This is a genomic window from Glutamicibacter sp. BS14 (genome assembly GCF_056934375.1).
This window is the reverse complement of sequence record NZ_CM167801.1, coordinates 2952327-2970457: the sequence shown is the minus strand read 5'-3', so window position 1 is coordinate 2970457 and position 18131 is coordinate 2952327. Positions and strand designations below refer to the sequence as shown.

The window sequence follows — 18131 nt, the reverse complement described above, 5'->3', positions numbered from 1 at the left end:
CAACCCATAAAGATCTTCCTTGAGTCGCTCAAGGAATACCTCACAACCTACCGGCAAAAGCTCGGTATCTTGAAAGGAACATAATCACATGTTGCACGGCTCCCTGAATATGATCGGCTACGGCCTGGCTGCTATCGGTTCGGCTATCGGCGTTGGCTTGATCTTCGCTGCCTACATCAACGGTGTTGCACGTCAGCCTGAGGCTCAGCGCATCCTGCAGCCAATCGCCATGCTTGGCTTCGCACTTGCTGAAGCACTGGCCATCCTGGGCCTGGTCTTCGCTTTCGTCATCGGCGCCTAGTCTTTTCGCAACTGTAGTGGCCTCGCCACTATCGCGAGGCGTACACACAAGCGGAAACTAGTAGATAAGGAATAGTGAGAATGAACAGCACTGATTTCATCCTCGCTGCGAGCGAATCGGTCAACCCGCTGTTGCCGAACCCGTGGGAAATTCTCGTCACGGGTGTTGGTTTCGCGGTCCTTCTGTTCATCGTCATCAAGGTAATTGCTCCAAAGTTCGAGCAGTCCTATGAAGATCGCGTCACCGCGATCGAAGGTGGCCTTGAGAAGGCTGAAGCAGCGCAGAAGGAAGCAGAGGAGACCTTGGCACAGTACAAGGCCCAGCTTCTGGAAGCACGCACCGAAGCAAACCGCATCCGTGAGGAAGCTCGTAGCGAAGGTGCTCAGATCCTTGCGGATCTGAAGACCAAGGCAACCGATGAGGCAGCTCGTATCACCGAGCAGTCGCACCGCCAGATCGAAGCTGAGCGCGTATCCGCTCTGGCTTCGCTCCGCACCGACGTGGGCGCATTGGCTACCGAGCTTGCAAGCAAGGTTGTTGACGAAGCTCTGCAGGACGATGCCCGTGCCCAGCGCGTGGTTGACAAGTTCCTGACCGATTTGGAAGCTCAGCAGAACGCAGGTGCATCGAACTAATGGCAAGTGTATCGAGCGAGTCACTGGCAAAGGCTTTGGCGTTCCTGGAACCCAAGCTGGCACTGGCATCTATTGAGCTGCCTAAGGAACTGTTCGCGGTCCTGGAAGTACTGGATGCAAATGCCGGTCTCCGCCGCGCAATGACTGACCCAGCCCGTGGAAATGCCGACAAGGCAGGCCTTTTGGCTCAGCTGCTGCACGGGAAGGTCTCGGCTGACGCCGAGGACGTCGTCGCACAGCTGGCTTCTACCCGCTGGAGCTCGGAACGCGACATTAGCGATGCGCTCGAATCGCTGGCTGTCACTGCGGTCACCGCAGTGGCAGAGCAGCAGGACGGCGCTTCGGGGCTGAACAAGCTGGAGCAGGATCTGTTCTCCTTCATCGAGGTAGTGCGTGGCAATCACGAACTGCAGCGTGCGTTGGATGATGCACAGGCCCCAGTCGAGGCTAAGCGCACTCTCGCGCTGAAGCTCGTGCCTAACGCGTCGCAGACCTCGCAGGTTTTGATCTCCCAGGCAGTTTCGAACCCCCGCGGTTTGAAGCCAGCAGCCTTGGTTGGACGTTTCGTAGAGCTCGTGGCCAAGCGCCAGCAGCGCTGGATTGCCTCGGTAACCAGCTCTGTAGAACTTTCCGAAGCCCAGCTTTCGCGCCTGGAGACCAGCCTGAACAAGCTATACGGTCGTCAGCTCAAGCTCAACGCCACTACCGACCCATCGCTGGTCGGTGGACTGGTAGTCAAGGTTGGCGACGAAGTTGTCGACGCTTCCGTGGCATCACGCGTGGCCGAGTTGCGCCGCGCCTTGGCCAGCTAGGACTCATTGGGCTAGGGAGTGATCCTTCGCCTGGTGTTCCTGGCTGCCAGGACCACAACAGACTTCATTCACATTCGATTCGGTCCAATGGACCGGATCACAATTTAGGAGAGCAGGGACTGCAGATGGCCGATTTGACCATCAATGCCAACGACGTCCGCGATGCCCTAAACGAGTTCGCATCTTCCTACGAACCGGGTAAGGCAGAGCGCACCGAGGTGGGACGCGTCGTCGCCGCGAGCGACGGCATCGCCAGAGTGGAAGGCCTTCCTTCCGTCATGGCCAACGAGTTGCTGAAGTTCGAAGATGGCACCCTGGGCCTGGCCCAGAACCTCGATACCCGCGAAATCGGTGTCGTTGTGCTTGGTGACTTCACCGGCATCGAAGCTGGCCAGAAGGTAGAGCGCACCGGCGAGATCCTTTCGGTTCCAGTCGGCGACGGCTACCTGGGCCGCGTGGTCGACCCGTTGGGCGAGCCACTGGACAACTTGGGCCCAATCGCTGCCGAGGGCCGTCGCGCCCTGGAGCTGCAGGCACCAGGCGTGACCCAGCGCAAGAGCGTGCACGAGCCAATGCAGACCGGTCTGAAGGCTATCGACGCCATGATCCCGATCGGCCGTGGCCAGCGTCAGCTGATCATTGGCGACCGCCAGACCGGCAAGACCGCTATCGCGGTTGACACCATCCTGAACCAGCGTGCTAACTGGGAATCCGGCGATCAGACCAAGCAGGTCCGCTGCGTCTACGTGGCAATTGGCCAGAAGGCATCGACCATCGCTGCCGTTCGCCAGACCCTCGAAGAGCAGGGCGCACTGGAGTACACCACCATCGTGGCGTCCCCGGCATCCGACCCGGCCGGCTTCAAGTACTTGGCTCCATACGCAGGCTCGGCCATCGGCCAGCACTGGATGTACGGCGGCAAGCACGTTCTGATCGTCTTCGATGATCTGTCGAAGCAGGCTGAAGCCTACCGTGCCGTGTCCCTGCTGCTGCGCCGTCCGCCAGGACGCGAAGCCTACCCAGGCGACGTCTTCTACCTGCACTCCCGCCTGCTTGAGCGTTGCGCCAAGCTGTCGGACGAGCTGGGTGCAGGTTCGATGACTGGCTTGCCAATCATCGAAACCAAGGCCAACGACGTGGGCGCGTTCATCCCGACCAACGTCATCTCGATCACCGACGGCCAGATCTTCTTGCAGTCGGACCTGTTCAACGCCAACCAGCGTCCAGCTGTCGACGTGGGTATCTCGGTATCCCGCGTTGGCGGTTCGGCACAGGTCAAGGCCATGAAGAGGGTCTCCGGTACCTTGAAGCTGGAATTGGCCCAGTACCGCGACATGCAGGCATTCGCAATGTTCGCCTCGGACCTGGATGCTGCTTCCAAGCAGCAGCTGACCCGTGGTGCGCGCTTGATGGAATTGCTCAAGCAGGGCCAGTACACCCCGTACCCGGTTGAGGACCAGGTCGTTTCGATCTGGGCCGGCACCAACGGCTACCTGGACGATGTCCCGGTTGAGGATGTACGCCGCTTCGAGGGCGAGTTCATCGACTACCTGCGCCACCGCACCGATGTACTGACCGTGATTGGCCAGACCGGCAAGCTGGAGAACGAGACTCTGGAAGCCATGAAGACCGCTGTTGCGGACTTCAAGGCCGGCTTCTTCGGCGAAGGCGACGACAAGCTTGTCGCCGCCGGGCACGAAGAGCACGACGCTCTCGATTCCGAGTCCGTTGACCAGGAAAAGATCGTCAAGCAGAAGCGCTGACAATTTCCTTGCCAAGGGGGAGCGGCGCCGGTAACGGCGCCGCCCTCCCGAGGTAGGGGATAAGGAAAGGACACACATGGGAGCCCAGATTCGGGTCTACCGCCAGAAGATCGGATCGACCAAGTCGATGCGCAAGATCTTCAAGGCGATGGAACTGATCGCTGCATCCCGCATTGGTAAGGCACGTACGCGTGTCTCGGCCTCGCTGCCGTATGCCAATGCGATTACCCGTGCAGTAACCGCCGTCGCGTCCCAGGCCGATGTCGAGCATCCACTGACCACCGAGCCGGCGCAGGTACGCCGCGCCGCGGTCTTGGTGATGACTTCGGACCGAGGACTTGCCGGGTCCTACTCCGCCAGCGTTCTGAAGCAGGCAGAGCACCTCGTGGAACTCCTGCGTGAAGAAGGCAAGGAAGTCAAGACCTACTTGGTCGGCCGCAAGGCCCAGGCTTACTTTGATTTCCGTTCACGCGAGTACGCACGAGTGTGGACCGGGGAAACTGATTCCCCGCGTTTCGAAACCGCACGCGAGCTGCGCGATGTCCTCCTGGAGGACTTCGACACCGATTTCGAGCAGGGTGGCGTGGACGAGATCCACGTCGTCTACACCCAGTTCAAGTCGATGGTCACGCAGGAACCGACGGTCATCCGTCTGTTGCCGTTGGAGGTTGTCGAGGATGAATCCGAGACTCCAACCGACGAGCTGTTGCCACTGTACGAGTTTGAGCCATCGCCGGAAGAAGTGCTTGACGCACTGCTTCCGCGCTACATCGATTCTCGACTGTTCAACTGCCAGTTGCAGTCCGCTGCTTCCGAGCTCGCTGCCCGCCAGCGCGCCATGAAGGCCGCAGGCGACAACGCTGGTGAACTGATCAAGAAGTACACCCGATTGCTCAACAATGCCCGTCAGGCTGAAATCACCCAGGAGCTTTCGGAAATTATCGCCGGCGCCGACGCGCTGAACAGCTAATTACCGATACTCCGACCAGACAAGAAGTGAGAAAGATGACTGCCCAACTCAACGAGCAGGTTACCGCAGGGGCCATCGGTCGCATCGCGCGCGTGACTGGCCCGGTCGTGGACGTCGAGTTCCCAGCCGACGCACTGCCTGCTATCTACAACGCACTGACCGCTGAGCTGACCCTCAACGGCGAAACCAAGAAGATCACCTTCGAGACCAGTCAGCACCTCGGTGAGGGCCTGGTCCGCGCAGTATCGCTGCAGGCCACCGACGGCCTGGTCCGCGGTGCTTCGGTGACCGATACCGGCGCTGCCATCTCCGTCCCAGTAGGCGACGGCGTCAAGGGCCACATCTTCAACGTTCTGGGCGACGCCCTGGACGTTGACAACTCGGAGATCCAGGTCACCGAGCGTTGGCCAATCCACCGCCAGCCTCCGAAGTTCTCGGAGCTCGAGGGCTCGACCGAAATGCTGGAAACCGGCATCAAGTCGATCGACCTCCTGACCCCGTACATCAAGGGCGGCAAGATCGGCCTGTTCGGCGGCGCCGGCGTTGGCAAGACCGTGCTGATCCAGGAAATGATCACCCGTGTTGCACGTAACTTCGGTGGTACCTCGGTATTCGCCGGTGTTGGCGAGCGCACCCGTGAAGGCAACGACCTCTGGGTCGAAATGGACGAGGCAAACGTCCTGAAGGACACCGCACTGGTGTTCGGCCAGATGGATGAGCCACCTGGAACCCGTTTGCGCGTGGCACTGTCGGCTCTGACCATGGCGGAATACTTCCGCGATGTCCAGAACCAGGACGTGTTGCTGTTCATCGACAACATCTTCCGCTTCACCCAGGCCGGTTCCGAGGTGTCGACCCTGCTGGGCCGCATGCCTTCCGCCGTGGGCTACCAGCCGAACTTGGCCGATGAAATGGGTCTGCTGCAGGAACGCATCACCTCGACGAAGGGCCGCTCGATCACCTCGATGCAGGCTGTCTACGTCCCGGCCGATGACTACACCGACCCGGCTCCAGCAGCAACCTTCGCCCACTTGGATGCAACCACCGAGCTGTCGCGTGAAATCGCGTCGCGCGGCCTGTATCCGGCGATCGACCCGCTGACCTCGACCTCGCGAATCCTGGATCCGCAGTACATTGGCCAGGATCACTACGATGTAGCCATCCGCGTGAAGGCCATTCTGCAGAAGAACAAGGAACTGCAGGACATCATCGCGATCCTCGGTATCGACGAGCTGGGCGAAGAGGACAAGATCGTCGTTGCCCGTGCACGCCGTATCCAGCAGTTCCTCTCGCAGAACACCTACACCGCAAAGCAGTTCACCGGTGTCGAGGGCTCGACCGTATCGATCAAGGACACCATCGAAGGCTTCAAGGCCATTTGCGATGGCGAATTGGACCACATTGCAGAGCAGGCGTTCTTCAACATCGGCGGTCTTGACGACGTCGAGCGCCAGTGGGCCGAAATCCAGAAGGCCAGCTAATTATGGCTGAGCTTCAGGTCGAAATCGTCGCGGCTGACCACTTCGTGTGGTCGGGCGCTGCGAAGCTGGTCAAGGCTCGTTCGGTGGACGGCGAGATCGGTGTTCTGCCCGGTCACGTTCCGATGCTGTCCGTGCTTGCCGCTGGGGACCTGGAAATCGAACCGGTTTCCGAGTCCCGCTTCTCGGTCCAGATCGACGGAGGCTTCTTCTCTGTTGATTCGGATCGCGTAGTGATCGTTGCTGACAACGCTGTGCTTGGTACCGCAGCGTAGGCGATGAATTGTTTGAGATAACCGCACCAGTTCTGATCGCGTTGCTGATCCTGATCGGCATCGCCATGTTCTTCGGGGCCATGGCCGTGCGCCGCATCCAATTGCGGCGCACGCTGGGCACCTTCGATGCATCCATCCTGGCGCCTTCGGGCAAATGGATGATGGTCATCGGCCGCTACGGCGGAGCGCATGTGGACCTGTTGCGGTTTTTCTCTGTCTCCCCGGTCCCGAGCTTCGTGATCGAGCGCCGTGGCCTGGATATCACCGGGACACGCCAGCCCACCGATGAGGAAACCTCGCGGATCCCGCCAGGATTCATCATCGTGATGCTGGTGCGCAGCGGTGATGAGCTGCTGCTGGCCATGGACTACCGCGACTACACCGGCTTCTCGGCCTGGCTCGAAGCCGGGCCGATCGCCGGGAGCTGGCAGATCTAGAACTTGATAAAGCAAAACCGCCGTTGCAGATGCAGCGGCGGTTTTCGCGTTCCCTGGCCAGTCAATGCTGGCAGGCAGCGTTGGCAGGCTGGGGAGGCCGCTGCGGATCGCCTGCGTGCTCGGCGCACTGCTCAGCTGCGCGTGGCGGCTTGGGGGAGCACCTCCGGATCCCGGGCACCGCAGCCACCGATCCGGAAACGGCCGGCAGGAACTGCGCTGAGTGCGAAATGCCTGGGCGCGTGGCGCAGGACGTAGTTGACTGTTCCCATGAAACGAACCTTGATCCTTGGCGGCACCGCGTGGCTCGGCCGCGAGCTGGCGCGGCAGCTGATCCGCAGTGGCCACGAAGTCACCTGCCTGGCGCGCGGCAATTCCGGCGAGGTTGCCCAGGGCGCGCAGCTGGTGCGTGCCGACCGGAGCCAGCCCGGGGCCTATGATGCCGTGCAGGGCATCGGATTCGACTCGGTCATCGAGCTGTCCTATGAGCTGCAATGGGTGCACGAAGCGCTGGCGGCCCTGGCCGCGAATGCGCGGCACTGGACCCTGGTTTCTTCCATCTCGGTGTATGCCAGCGCGCAGCTGCCCGGTGCCGGCGAAGACGCGCAACTGCATGAACCGTCCGATCCCGGCGACTACGGGCATGCAAAGGTCCTTGCCGAACGGGCCAGCACGGCGATGGTTGCCGACCGGCTGCTCATTGCCCGTCCGGGGCTGATTGCCGGACCTGGCGATCCCAGCGACCGCTTTTCCTACTGGGTTTCGCGCTTGGCCTTGGCCGGTGCCGGCCAGGTCCTCATCCCGCCAACCGCGGGCCGCCATGTGCAGGTCATCGACGTGCGCGATGCCGCCGCGTGGATTATCGACGCCACCGCGCGTTCGCTGACCGGAACCTTCAACGTGGCCGGAACATCACATGGCTTCGCCCAGTTCCTCAGTACGGCCGCACGGATTGCGGGATTCAGCGGGGAACTGGTCACCGCCCAGGACGCATGGCTGCGCGAACGCCAGGTCAATTACTGGGCCGGGGCGCGTTCGCTGCCGCTGTGGCTTGCGCTGGAGGACCACGGCTTCGCCCAGCGCAGCAACCAGCGGTACGCCTTGGCCGGTGGCCCGGAGCGGGACCTGGAGGACTTGCTTGGCGACGTGCTGGCCGATGAACGGGCTCGCGGACTGGACCGGTCCCGGCGTGCTGGCCTCGGCCGGGCCGAGGAGCTTGAGCTGCTCGGCCAGCTCGGGCGGATCCGGCAGGGCTAGCGCAGTCCGGGATTTTCAGTGGGCTAGAGGTATTCCCCGTTGCGGATCGTCTGGACCAGCTGCAGATTGGCATCCAGGATCAGTGCATCGGCGGCGAAGCCGTAGTGCAGGGAACCGACTTCGTCGGCCAGGCCGATCAGCGAGGCGGGGATGGACGTAGCCGAGTTGACCGCCTGGACCAGTGAGACCCCGGCCTGCACGGCGCGCTGCACGATTTCCAGCAGCGTGCAGGTGCCGCCGGCCAGGGAATTGTCGCTGGCCAGCCGTGCCTGGCCCAGGGCCACATTCACATCCTGCGGGCCGAGGGTGTACTGCCCATCGGCCAAGCCGGTGGCCGCCATGGAATCGCTGACCAGCAAGATGTTCTCCGCACCGACCAAGCGGAAGACCAGGCGCACGGTATCGGGGGACAGGTGCACCCCGTCGGCGATCAGCTCCACGAACGCATTGCGGTTCACCGCCTCTTCCAGGCAGGCGGCCACCGGACCGGGTTCGCGGTGGTGCAGCGAAGGCATGCCGTTGAACAGGTGGGTGACCGTAGGGCGTTCGGTGAAGCCGTCCACCCCGGCGCTGCGCAGCTGTTCGCGGGCAAAGCGCAGGGAATCCGCGGTGATCTGGGCGCTGGCATCGGTGTGCCCCAGCGACGGGACCACGCCGTGGGAGACCAGCTGCTCAACGAGTTCCTCGCTGCCGGCCAATTCCGGAGCGTAGGTCATGGTGCGCAGCTGGCCGCGGCTGGCAGCCACCAGCTCGCTGACGAATTCCGGATCCGGATCCTGCAGGAAGCGCGGGTCCTGGGCGCCGCAGCGGTCTACGGAGAGGAACGGGCCTTCGGCATGGATGCCGGCAATCTGGCCGGCCTCCGCCAGCTCGGCGAGCAGCTCGGCGGCCTCGATCATGGACGAGGGCTCTGCGGTGACCAGCGACGCGAGCAGGGTAGTGGTGCCCGAGCGGTGCAGGTACTCCACCGCTTCGGTGACGCTCGAATGATCCGGTGCCGAGAAGTCCGCGCCGAGGGCGCCATGGCAATGCAGGTCGATCAGGCCCGGGATGATGATGGAGCCGGGGGCTACCTCGCGTACCGGGTAGTCGGCAGCATCGGCCAGGGCGTTGAAGTCATCGCGGTTGCCGGCAAAGCGGATGCGGTCGCCTTCCACGGCGAGCACGCCATCGGTGACCTTGAGGCCATCGGAAATCAGGGTGGCATGAAGGGCGTAGCGCGTCGTAGTCATGTTCCCAGCTTAGAAGAGAGAACGCGTCCAGTCACCGACTCGACGGATTATTTTCTCAGCGGACTTGGCATTTAGCGAACCGGGAACGCAGCAGCCCCAGCGCGCCGGGCGCCTGGCCACGGCAAGGAGCTAGCTGCCCTTGCCCGCAGGATCTTCGGAAGCCGGCGCGTTGCCGGTGGCCAGGGCCTGCAGCGCCTGCAGCGTACTGGTCTTCGTGCCGGAGGCCAGCTGCGCTTCGCGCGCGGAGTGCGCGGCGGCCCGGTTCTGCCTGATGCTGCCGACCCGGTTCTTCATTGACCGGTAGACCCGGCGGAACATGCGGTAGAGGAAGAAGCCGATGGCAATGGCAACGAGTCCGAGCACGGCGGCCAGTACCGGAACCAGCACAGCTGCGAAGACGAGAACCAGCGCGCCAAGATCTTCTGCCAGGCTGCGCACCCATTGGGTGATGGGTTCGGGCACGGCATTGGTCGCCGCGGTCATCGACGATTTGCCCAGGCTCACCGACAGCGCGGAGCCCGCACCGAGCAGTCCGGTGAGGACGGCAACCTCGACTCCCGAATTGGCGCCAAGGCCGATGCCAACCAGGGCGCCGAAAACAGGTCGCAGCCACACCGAGATGGTTTCCATGGACAGATTGAGGAAAGGGATCTTATCCAGGCCGGCCTCGCCGATGGCAAGTACGGCACAGATCGCCAGGACCCACGGATTGGTGATGCTTTCAGGAATCTGCCGTGCCGCAGAAGCGATCATGTCAGGTGCGGTATCGGGGATCACGAGTCCCGCGATGCCCAGGGCCAATACCGTGAAATACGGCCGCAGGCCCGCAGCGGAACCGCTGCCAATGGCCATGAGCGAAGCTGTCAGCGGATCCAATGGACCTCCCGAGCCTGGCGGCCCGGGCCGTGCGGCACCGAGCGCTTTTGGTAGAGGAGATCAGACTAGCAGTCGGGATGCAGTTTTCTGCAGGGCCAAGCTAAGGCTGCCAGGCAGCAGCATCCGGCCGGAGGCGGATGCGCCAGGGCCAGGCAGCCCGGGGAGGACCCGCAACCCTAGAAGAGGCGTCCTGCCGAGTCGTCGACTCCGCGCATTGCGTCGTAATCCAAGGTGAGGCAGCGGATGCCGCGGTCTTCGGCCAAGGTGCGGGCCTGCGGCTTGATCTGCTGGGCGGCGAAGATGCCGGTAACCGGCTTGAGCAGCGGATCGCGGTTCAGAAGCTCCAGATAGCGGGTCAGCTGTTCCACTCCGTCGATATCGCCACGGCGCTTGAGCTCTACGGCAACCGTGGCGCCCTTGGCATCACGGGCCAGGATATCCACCGGACCGATGGCGGTCATGTATTCACGGCGGACCAACTGGTGGCCAGCGCCGAGCAACTCGATCTGCTCGGCCAGCAGGCGCTGCAGGTCGGCTTCGACGCCATCCTTGATCAGCCCCGGATCGGTGCCCAGGATGTGGGCCGAGTCGTGCTCGAAGCTATGGAAGTGGATGGTCAGCTTGTCATCGGTCTTCGCACTGGACACGGTCCAGGTAGCGGTGGCACCCAACGCAGCGGCGTCCTCATCGGGATCTGCCTCACGCAGGATCAACGGCGGATTCATCCAATTCAGCGGCTTGTAGCTGCCGCCGTCCGAGTGGATGAGTACCGAGCCGTCGGCCTTGACCATGATCAAGCGGGTCGCCAACGGAAGGTGGGCTCGAAGACGGCCCTCGTAATCAACTGAACACTTCGCTACCACTAAACGCACCCCACACACTTTACTAGCTGGTTGCGACTTGTGCCGGGAGATACGGCATGATTAAAGACATGCCACGTTCCAACCGCCCGCGCCGCTCCAAGAATTCCCGACCCGCCCAAGGCCGGAAATCCGGCTCCGGCTACGGTTCCGGGGATGAAGAGCAGGGCTACGGTTCGGGCCAGGAAGAGTGGATGCAGCGTGCCCGCTTCGGCGTGGTGCTGCGCCAGGATGCCCCCGACGGCCAATGGCATGTGCGCAAGATTGCGCCGATGAACGCCAACAAGCCCTATTCCTGCCCGGGGTGCCACCGTTCCATCGGAGTTGGAGTTGCCCATGTTGTTGCCTGGCGCGCGGACCACTGGTCGGGCGATGACGCCGCGGCCAACGCGCGCCGCCACTGGCATCCGCACTGCTGGGAAACCCGTTCCTACCGCTACTAGGCCAGCTGCCTGGAGGGGCAGGTGCTAGCGGCGGTCCTGCCGGGCGATGAAGACTTCGCGCAGCAGGATCATGGCGCTGGCTGCCACCGGGATGGCCATGAGCGCACCGGTGACCCCGGCCAAGGTGCCGCCGGCAATCACCGAGATCACCGCGACCGCGCCGGGCACTGCCACCGCACGGCGCATGATGCGCGGCGAAACGAAATACGCCTCGACTTGCAGGTAGCCGAAGTAGCACACCGCGTAGATCAGGGCGGTCTGCCAGCCCAGTGACAATGTCACCAAGGTAACCAGCACGCCGGCGATCACCCCGCCGACCAATGGGATGAAGGCCAGCATCGCCACCAGCAAGGTGAGCAGCGCGGTGAATGGAACACCCAGAATGCTCATCAGCACCAGCGCCACCAGGCAGTTCAGTATGGCCACGGTGGCTTGGCCCATCACGTAATTGCCCACGGAGCGGGTAATGCGCACGGTCAATTCGGCCACGCGGTCGCGTTTGGAGCGCGGGGCCAGGCGCAGCGAGAAGCCCATCATCCCTGGCAGGGAAGCCAGGAAGTAGATGGCCAGCACCAGCACGATCAGCACGCCGAACATGGACTGGGCGACGGTCTGCGATACGCCCAGGACGCCGCCGAACACATTGGTCACCGCGCCCGAATCGCCAAAGAAACGGTCGACCTCGGTAGTGATGCGCTGGGAAATCGCGTATTGCCGGTCGATTTCCCGGACCCAATCGCTATTGAGGAAATCATCCACGATTTCAGGCGCCCGCGTGATGAAGGCGGTGATCTGGTTGACCAGGGTAGGGATGATCAAGGCCATGAAGCCGCCGAAGATCGCCAGCAAGCTGACCATGGTCGCGGCCACGGCCAGCGGACGGGTCATTCCCTTGCGCATCATGAAGCGCACAATCGGATCAAGGCCCAAGGCGATGAACAGCGCAATGGCAATCCAGGTCATCAGCGAACCGACGTTGGTCAGCAGGTAGTAGCCGCCCAGGGCGATGCCCACGCCAATGGTGCCCAAGAAGCCCATGGAAATAGGGTGCAGCGCCGGAATCGGTTCCGGCGAGCCATCCAGCGGATGCTCCGGTTCCTCGCCCAGGGCCGCACTGCGCTGCGGGGTGTTGAGCATCTTGCCCACGCGTTCGGCGATCTTCTTGGACCAGCCCTCGCGGGACGGATTAGCGCCCGTCGGCGCAGCGCCCGGATAACGGGCCTGCGCGCTGGCGGCCGCAGGTGATTCCGGTTGGGAATTGCCCTCATGAGGCTGGGAATGCGCTGTGGATTCCGGGCCGGAGGTTGCCGGCCCGGAAGAGCGATCCGACGCGTCGGAACGCTGCTCGGGTACGTGCTTATCGCGATGCGGGTGCGGCTGATCAGGCTCCATGGGTCAGAGCATATCGCGCATCGGCCACTGTTAAGTGGTTCAAGACACCGTGCTGTTGCGTTGTTGAGCCAGTTCACAGGCGAGGATCGGAACCATGATCGGCCGCAACTCGTTAGACTTGTCAAAGAACAGCTGTGAGACGTAGGCGAATAGGTGAACTTGTGCGAAAAGTAATCTCCGTGATCGCGATGCTGCTGGGGGCCGCGGCCCTGGTAGTCGGCATCGGACAGAAGACCTTTTGGGCCCCGCCCGAAACGGTGACCGCGAGCATGCCGCAACTAGCTGATGAGGCACCGCTGACCTTGATTGAATCCTCGGTCAACGACCCCAAGCTGGACCCGGTGGAACTGGTGATCAAGTCGAAGGGTGAATTCACTGCTTCCTTGGGCCGCGACTATGACGTCGAGGCGTGGATCGGCGATGCATCGCATGTATCGGTCACCGGCATCGACACCGAAAACCACAAGATGATCGCCGAGCACGCCAAGGGCAAGGCCGATGCGCCTAATCCCGCCGGTGATGACATCTTCTTCGACTCGCAGACCGCGGATCAGACCATGACCTACCGCTGGACCGCTCCGGATTCCGGCGACTGGTCCTTGCTGCTGGCCGCAGGCGGAAAGGATGCCGCTCCGGTGGATATCTCGGTAACCTACGCGAACGACGACGCCATGCCATTTGCCCTGCCGCTGATCATTGCCGGCTCGCTGCTGCTGGTCTTCGGACTGGCCCTGCTGGTCATGCGCCCGGGCAAGCCGAAGAGCGGGGCGAACACCCAGCACTCGGTCGCCGCCGTGGCCGTGGTGGCCCTGGCGATCTCCGGTGTTTCTCTGCCCATGGCGCCAAGCGACGAGTCCAGCGCCAAGCCTTCGGAATCCGAGCAGAAGTCGCAGGACGCCAAGGCGTCCGATGATGCCAAGGGCTCCGAGTCCGCCTCTTCCTCGGTTGGAGAAGTATCCAGCTTCCCGGTCATCACCGAAGAGCAGCTCAAGCGCGTTCTGGCTGATGCCCAGAAGCAGGTAGCCAAGGCCGATGAGAAGAGCGACGCCAAGGCCCTGGAACCACGCACCGCCGGTGCGTTCAAGTACCTGCGCGATAAGCGCTACGACATGCTCAAGGAGAAGTTCGAGGTAGACAAGCCGCTGGCGCTCAATACCCAGGTCATCCGCTCGGCCGCTGTGCCGAATGCGAATGAAGCCAAGTTCCCCCGCGTAATCTCCGTGGTGACCGCGAAGAACAATGATGCCGACACCCTGCCGCAGGCGCTGACCCTGGTGCAGGCCAACGCCCGCGATAACTTCAAGGTGGTCTTCGCCGGCCAGATGCTGCCGAACTCCACCTTCCCGGGCATCGCCGTTGGCGACCCGTCGACCAAGCAGCTTGCTGCCAACGCCGAGGGCCTGCAGATGACCCCGGAGAAGGCCCTGGAAGCACTGGGCAAAGTGCTGACCGATGGCAATGCCAAGGACAAGGACAAGTTTGCCGAATCGGACTTCATCAAGGCGGTGCACGCAGCCCAGAAGGATGAGTCCAAGGAAGCCAACGAGGCGGACGTCAAGTACAACCGCACGGTCACCAAGGGCGACACCAAGGTGGTTTCCACCCCGGATGGCGGAGCGATTGTTACCGGCAAGCTGAACAACAAGGCGCTCTTCGTGCGCACCGAAGACGCTGACCCGCTCAAGAGCACCGACAAGCTGACCGAACAGCTGCTGGGATCCAGCTCCTCGAACGGCGACGTGGAAAGCACCTACGCCGAACCGGTGATGTTCTACCTGCCAGCCGACGGTTCCAAGGACAAGATCCAGCTGATCTCTGCAAGCCAGATCCTGCTCGATGTGAAGGAAGTTGACTAACCCCCATGACTGATCAGAACATTCCCTCAACCCGCGGTGCGGTAGATCTCTCCGCCCTGGCCAGCCAAGGCCCGGAAGCTACCGGCAGCATGCCGGCTGGTCCGGCAAGCTGGACCACCAATCTGGATGAGGCTGCGTTCCAGCAGTTCGTCGGCATGTCCCAGCAGGTACCTGCCATCGTTTCCCTCGGCTCGCCTCGCGTGCAGGTCTCGGCAGACCTGGATGCGACGCTGCGCAAGCTGGTGGATGCCAAGGGCGGCAAATTCATCCTCGGCCTGGTGGATGCGGAAACCTACCCGCAGATCGCCCAGGCCTTCCAGGCCCAGCAGATCCCGATGGTGGTGGCGCTGATCAAGGGCCAGCCGGTGCCGCTGTTCCAGGGTCCTGCCGAGGAACAGCAGATTGTCCAGGTTTTCGCACAGCTTGAACAGCTCGCAGTCCAGCAGGGCATGAGCGGTACCGCCCCGGCATTCTCCGGGCAGGCCGGCGAACCTGAACCAGAGCTGCCGCCGCTGCACCAGAAGGCCGTGGACGCCATCGATGCCGGGGACTACGCCGCCGCCGAGGCCGCCTACCTGGAAGCGTTGAACGAGAAGCCGAACGACAAGGACGCGCAGATCGGCGTGTACCAGGTTCGACTGCTCTCGCGTACGCACAACCTGGATCTGAACAAGTCCCGCGAGCAAGCCGCGCAGAACCCTGAAGACATCGCAGCCCAGCTGGATGTAGCAGATCTGGACGTGGTGGGCGGGCATGTCGAAGATGCCTTCGCCCGACTGGTTTCGCTGATCTCCCGCCTGGCTGATGAAGACCGCGAGCGGGTCCGCCGTCGCCTGATTGAGCTCTATGCGGTAATCGGCAACAGCGATCCACGCGTGGCTGCCTCGCGGCAGAAACTGGCACGCGTACTCTTCTAGGCTGACGTCCAGGGACTGGACCAAGCAGTTCAACCGCCGTGGCCCAGGGTTTTTCCCTGGGTCGCGGCGGTTGTCTTAGACCTGGGTTTAACTCCAAAGGATGATGCGTTCTGACTAGGGGCATTGCTAGCCTTAAGCTATGAATCAGATCGCACTGGACATTCGGGGTCTTGCCAAGCAATTCGGCGCCAAGATTGCCGTGAACAACGTCAGCCTGCAAGTTCCTGCGGGTTCCTTCTACGGTCTTGTCGGACCCAATGGTGCCGGCAAGACCACCATGCTTTCCATGGCCACTGGATTGCTGCGCCCGGATTCAGGCCAAGCGCTGGTCAACGGCGTGGATATCTGGGCTGATCCGCAAGCGGCCAAGGCCACGTTGGGAGTCCTGGCTGATGGCGTGCGCCAGTTTGACCGGCTGACCGGCCGCCAGCTGGTGACCTACTCGGGATTGCTGCGCGGCATGGAACGCGCAGAAGTTGCCCAGCGTACCGAAGACCTGCTGCGCGTGATGGATTTGCTCGATGACGGCGACAAGCTGGTGGTGGACTACTCGGCCGGCATGACCAAGAAGATTTCCTTGGCTACCGCGATGATCCACTCGCCAAAGCTGCTGGTTCTGGACGAGCCGTTCGAGGCGGTGGACCCGGTATCTGCGGCGAATATCCGCGACATCCTGAATAACTACGTTGAATTCGGCGGCACCGTCATCGTTTCCTCGCATGTGATGGACCTCGTCCAGCGCATGTGCACGCATGTCGCGGTCATTTCCGATGGCATGCTCAAGGCGCAGGGCACCGTGGATGAAGTCCGCGGCGGCATGAGCCTGGAAGATCGCTTCGTCGATCTGGTGGGCGGCCGCGCCAATAATGAAGGGCTGTCATGGTTGCGCACGTCCTAAGCCTGAAACTGCGCTTGCTCGCCAACGGCTTCAAGCGCTCCGTCGGCCAGCTCATCGGCGTCATTATCGGTGGCCTGTACGCACTGGGCATGATCACCATGCTGACCTTGGCCATGTGGTTTACCGCCGGCGATATTCCTTTCCAGAGCGAAATCTTCACCCTGATCGGCTCGGCCGTGGTGCTGGGCTGGGCCATCATCCCGCCGCTGCTGACCGGTGTTGACCTCACCCTGGAACCTTCACGCTTTGTCCACTTCGGGATTCCGGAAAAGACCTTGGGGCCAGCGCTGGTGCTGGCTGGCTTCATCTCGATTCCCGCGGTGCTGACCATTGCGGGCCTGCTCGGCGCCTCGCTGATGTGGCGCTTCGATGCGGGCGCGCTCATGCTGGCCCTGCTGGCAGCGGTGGCGACCGCGGTGATGGCGATTCTTCTTTGCCAGTATCTGGTGATCATGGCGACCGCACTGCGGGCCAAGCGCCGATTCCGTGAATTGACCTTCGTGCTGCTGTTCGTGGTGCTCATCGCCTTGGGGCCGATCGTGACCTCGGCATTGGCTGCCGCGCAGAGCATGAGCGACTGGATCCAGCCGATTGCCTCGGTCTTGGGCTACACCCCGTTGGGTGCCTTTGCCGCGATTCCCGGGGCTTTTGCCTCGGCGCACTACGGCCAGATGGCGATCCATCTGGCGCTGGGCTTGCTCTACCTTGGCGGACTGTACCTCCTGCTGGCTCGAGCTACCGCCAAAGCCACGGTGACCCCGCCGCCAGAGCAGCGCGCTGCCACGGCCAAGGGGCTGGGCTTCTTCAAGTTGATGCCGGCCACGCCAACGGGCGCCGTGGCTGCCCGCGCACTGACCTACTGGTTCAAGGATCCGCGCTATGCCATTGGCGTGCTCATTGTGCCGATGCTGCCGTTGCTCTTCTGGTTCACCGGCAACCAGACCGGCAGCTACGTGATGATGTTCCTGCTGGGCCCGTTGATCGGCATCTTGATGGGCTTCTCCATCTCGGCCGACATTTCCTATGACAACACCGCCTTTGCGCTGCACGCGCTGACCGGCATTTCCGGACGTGCTGATCGGGCAGGGCGAGTGCTGTCCTGTTTCCTGATTGCCATCGTTCCGGTCCTGGCGGCAGCCATTTTGCCGGGCCTCATCTCCGGTGCGCTGTGGCGCATCCCGGGAGACCTGGGCCTGTCACTGGCGGGGCTGCTCATCGCGTTGGGCGTCGCGTCGGTGTCCTCGGCCCGCTACACCTATTCGGTGCCGCTGCCGGGTGATAACCCGATGAAGACCCCTCCGGGCAATGGCATGCGCATTGCGCTGACCCAGCTGGGAATCATGCTTGCCATGGGCCTCCTGCTGATCCCGGTACTCATTCCCTACATCATCGGCTGGGTGAAGCAGTCGCAGTCCTTCGGCTTCATCACCTTGGGCGCGGGCCTGGCCGTGGGTATCGGACTGATGCTCGGCGGCATTGCCCTCGGTGGCAAATGGTACGAAAAGCGCACTCCTGAGCTGATGCAGTCGGTCATCCTCAATAAGTAGGCGCAGCAGCCGAATTGCTGCCTCCGGCCGTCTAGCGGGACGCTGTTTTCCGCTAGGCGGCCGTTTGCCTGCCTTGGGTGCAAGGAGGTTCACAGGATATTGATCGGGTCGCGCCCAATTGGCGCAATATCGACTTCCAACGGCACCGCAACGCATCGCAAGAACATTGAAAAATGGTTGTTGAC

The 18131-nt window shown here is 62.6% G+C and carries 19 protein-coding genes; 14 read left to right on the top strand and 5 right to left on the bottom strand.

Annotated elements, in window-relative coordinates; genetic code table 11:
- Positions 1–88: 88 nt before the first annotated feature.
- The 8 genes from AC1Z36_RS13950 to AC1Z36_RS13915 all read left to right on the top strand — a co-directional run bounded on the left by AC1Z36_RS13950 (position 89) and on the right by AC1Z36_RS13915 (position 6671).
- Complete coding sequence (locus tag AC1Z36_RS13950) at positions 89–301, top strand: ATP synthase subunit C (RefSeq protein ID WP_013348621.1); 213 nt, start codon at positions 89–91, stop codon at positions 299–301.
- Positions 302–381: 80 nt separating this feature from the next.
- Complete coding sequence (locus tag AC1Z36_RS13945) at positions 382–936, top strand: F0F1 ATP synthase subunit B (RefSeq protein ID WP_013348622.1); 555 nt, start codon at positions 382–384, stop codon at positions 934–936.
- Positions 936–1748, top strand: coding sequence for a F0F1 ATP synthase subunit delta (locus tag AC1Z36_RS13940; protein ID WP_332488160.1), 813 nt, complete (start codon positions 936–938; stop codon positions 1746–1748). Before AC1Z36_RS13945 ends, AC1Z36_RS13940 begins: the two co-directional genes overlap by 1 nt.
- A 125-nt stretch (positions 1749–1873) precedes the next feature.
- Positions 1874–3511 carry a F0F1 ATP synthase subunit alpha gene (gene atpA / locus AC1Z36_RS13935; RefSeq protein WP_483561363.1) on the top strand — a complete coding sequence of 546 codons (1638 nt, stop codon included), beginning with the start codon at positions 1874–1876 and terminating at the stop codon, positions 3509–3511.
- Between the two features lie 76 nt (positions 3512–3587).
- Positions 3588–4481 (top strand): F0F1 ATP synthase subunit gamma, encoded by an 894-nt coding sequence (locus AC1Z36_RS13930; protein ID WP_133834460.1) that lies wholly within the window; start codon positions 3588–3590, stop codon positions 4479–4481.
- A gap of 35 nt (positions 4482–4516) precedes the next feature.
- Positions 4517–5962: a F0F1 ATP synthase subunit beta gene (atpD, locus tag AC1Z36_RS13925; protein ID WP_133834459.1), complete on the top strand. Its 1446-nt coding sequence runs from the start codon at positions 4517–4519 to the stop codon at positions 5960–5962.
- Positions 5963–5964: 2 nt separating this feature from the next.
- Positions 5965–6234: a F0F1 ATP synthase subunit epsilon gene (locus AC1Z36_RS13920; RefSeq protein WP_038990466.1), complete on the top strand. Its 270-nt coding sequence runs from the start codon at positions 5965–5967 to the stop codon at positions 6232–6234.
- Positions 6235–6242: 8 nt separating this feature from the next.
- Positions 6243–6671, top strand: a complete 429-nt coding sequence (locus AC1Z36_RS13915) for a DUF2550 domain-containing protein (RefSeq protein ID WP_105658413.1) — start codon at positions 6243–6245, stop codon at positions 6669–6671.
- 131 nt (positions 6672–6802) lie between these two features.
- Here AC1Z36_RS13915 and AC1Z36_RS13910 read toward each other — a convergent pair whose 3' ends face one another.
- Positions 6803–6940 carry a hypothetical protein gene (locus AC1Z36_RS13910; protein ID WP_181148912.1) on the bottom strand — a complete coding sequence of 46 codons (138 nt, stop codon included), beginning with the start codon at positions 6938–6940 and terminating at the stop codon, positions 6803–6805.
- Between AC1Z36_RS13910 and AC1Z36_RS13905 the strand changes: the two genes are divergently transcribed.
- A complete protein-coding gene (locus tag AC1Z36_RS13905; protein WP_483561362.1) occupies positions 6939–7925 on the top strand; it encodes an NAD-dependent epimerase/dehydratase family protein in 987 nt (328 codons plus the stop codon). The genes AC1Z36_RS13910 and AC1Z36_RS13905 overlap by 2 nt on opposite strands.
- Positions 7926–7948: 23 nt before the next feature.
- Here AC1Z36_RS13905 and nagA read toward each other — a convergent pair whose 3' ends face one another.
- From nagA to nucS, 3 genes are all read right to left on the bottom strand, one after another.
- Positions 7949–9157: an N-acetylglucosamine-6-phosphate deacetylase gene (gene nagA, locus AC1Z36_RS13900; protein ID WP_402697275.1), complete on the bottom strand. Its 1209-nt coding sequence runs from the start codon at positions 9155–9157 to the stop codon at positions 7949–7951.
- 129 nt (positions 9158–9286) lie between these two features.
- Entirely contained in the window at positions 9287–10033 is a 747-nt protein-coding gene (locus AC1Z36_RS13895) for a DUF4126 domain-containing protein (protein WP_146112977.1), read from the bottom strand.
- 176 nt (positions 10034–10209) lie between these two features.
- Positions 10210–10905 (bottom strand): endonuclease NucS, encoded by a 696-nt coding sequence (gene nucS, locus AC1Z36_RS13890; protein ID WP_105662590.1) that lies wholly within the window; start codon positions 10903–10905, stop codon positions 10210–10212.
- Between the two features lie 59 nt (positions 10906–10964).
- Between nucS and AC1Z36_RS13885 the strand changes: the two genes are divergently transcribed.
- Positions 10965–11336 (top strand): hypothetical protein, encoded by a 372-nt coding sequence (locus AC1Z36_RS13885; protein WP_402697277.1) that lies wholly within the window; start codon positions 10965–10967, stop codon positions 11334–11336.
- A gap of 24 nt (positions 11337–11360) precedes the next feature.
- On the opposite strand, the gene AC1Z36_RS13880 is transcribed toward AC1Z36_RS13885, so the two are convergent.
- Complete coding sequence (locus AC1Z36_RS13880) at positions 11361–12728, bottom strand: AI-2E family transporter (protein ID WP_105662591.1); 1368 nt, start codon at positions 12726–12728, stop codon at positions 11361–11363.
- A gap of 161 nt (positions 12729–12889) precedes the next feature.
- On the opposite strand from AC1Z36_RS13880, the gene AC1Z36_RS13875 reads away from it, so the two are divergent.
- The 4 genes from AC1Z36_RS13875 to AC1Z36_RS13860 all read left to right on the top strand — a co-directional run bounded on the left by AC1Z36_RS13875 (position 12890) and on the right by AC1Z36_RS13860 (position 17946).
- Entirely contained in the window at positions 12890–14584 is a 1695-nt protein-coding gene (locus AC1Z36_RS13875) for a hypothetical protein (protein WP_402697280.1), read from the top strand.
- A gap of 5 nt (positions 14585–14589) precedes the next feature.
- The gene (locus tag AC1Z36_RS13870) at positions 14590–15501 is read left to right on the top strand and encodes a co-chaperone YbbN (protein WP_105662593.1); all 912 of its coding nucleotides are present in this window, start codon (positions 14590–14592) and stop codon (positions 15499–15501) included.
- Between the two features lie 139 nt (positions 15502–15640).
- Positions 15641–16399 (top strand): ABC transporter ATP-binding protein, encoded by a 759-nt coding sequence (locus AC1Z36_RS13865; protein ID WP_105658422.1) that lies wholly within the window; start codon positions 15641–15643, stop codon positions 16397–16399.
- Complete coding sequence (locus AC1Z36_RS13860; protein WP_105658423.1) at positions 16381–17946, top strand: transporter; 1566 nt, start codon at positions 16381–16383, stop codon at positions 17944–17946. The genes AC1Z36_RS13865 and AC1Z36_RS13860 overlap by 19 nt, the downstream gene beginning before the upstream one ends.
- The last annotated feature ends 185 nt before the right edge of the window (positions 17947–18131 follow it).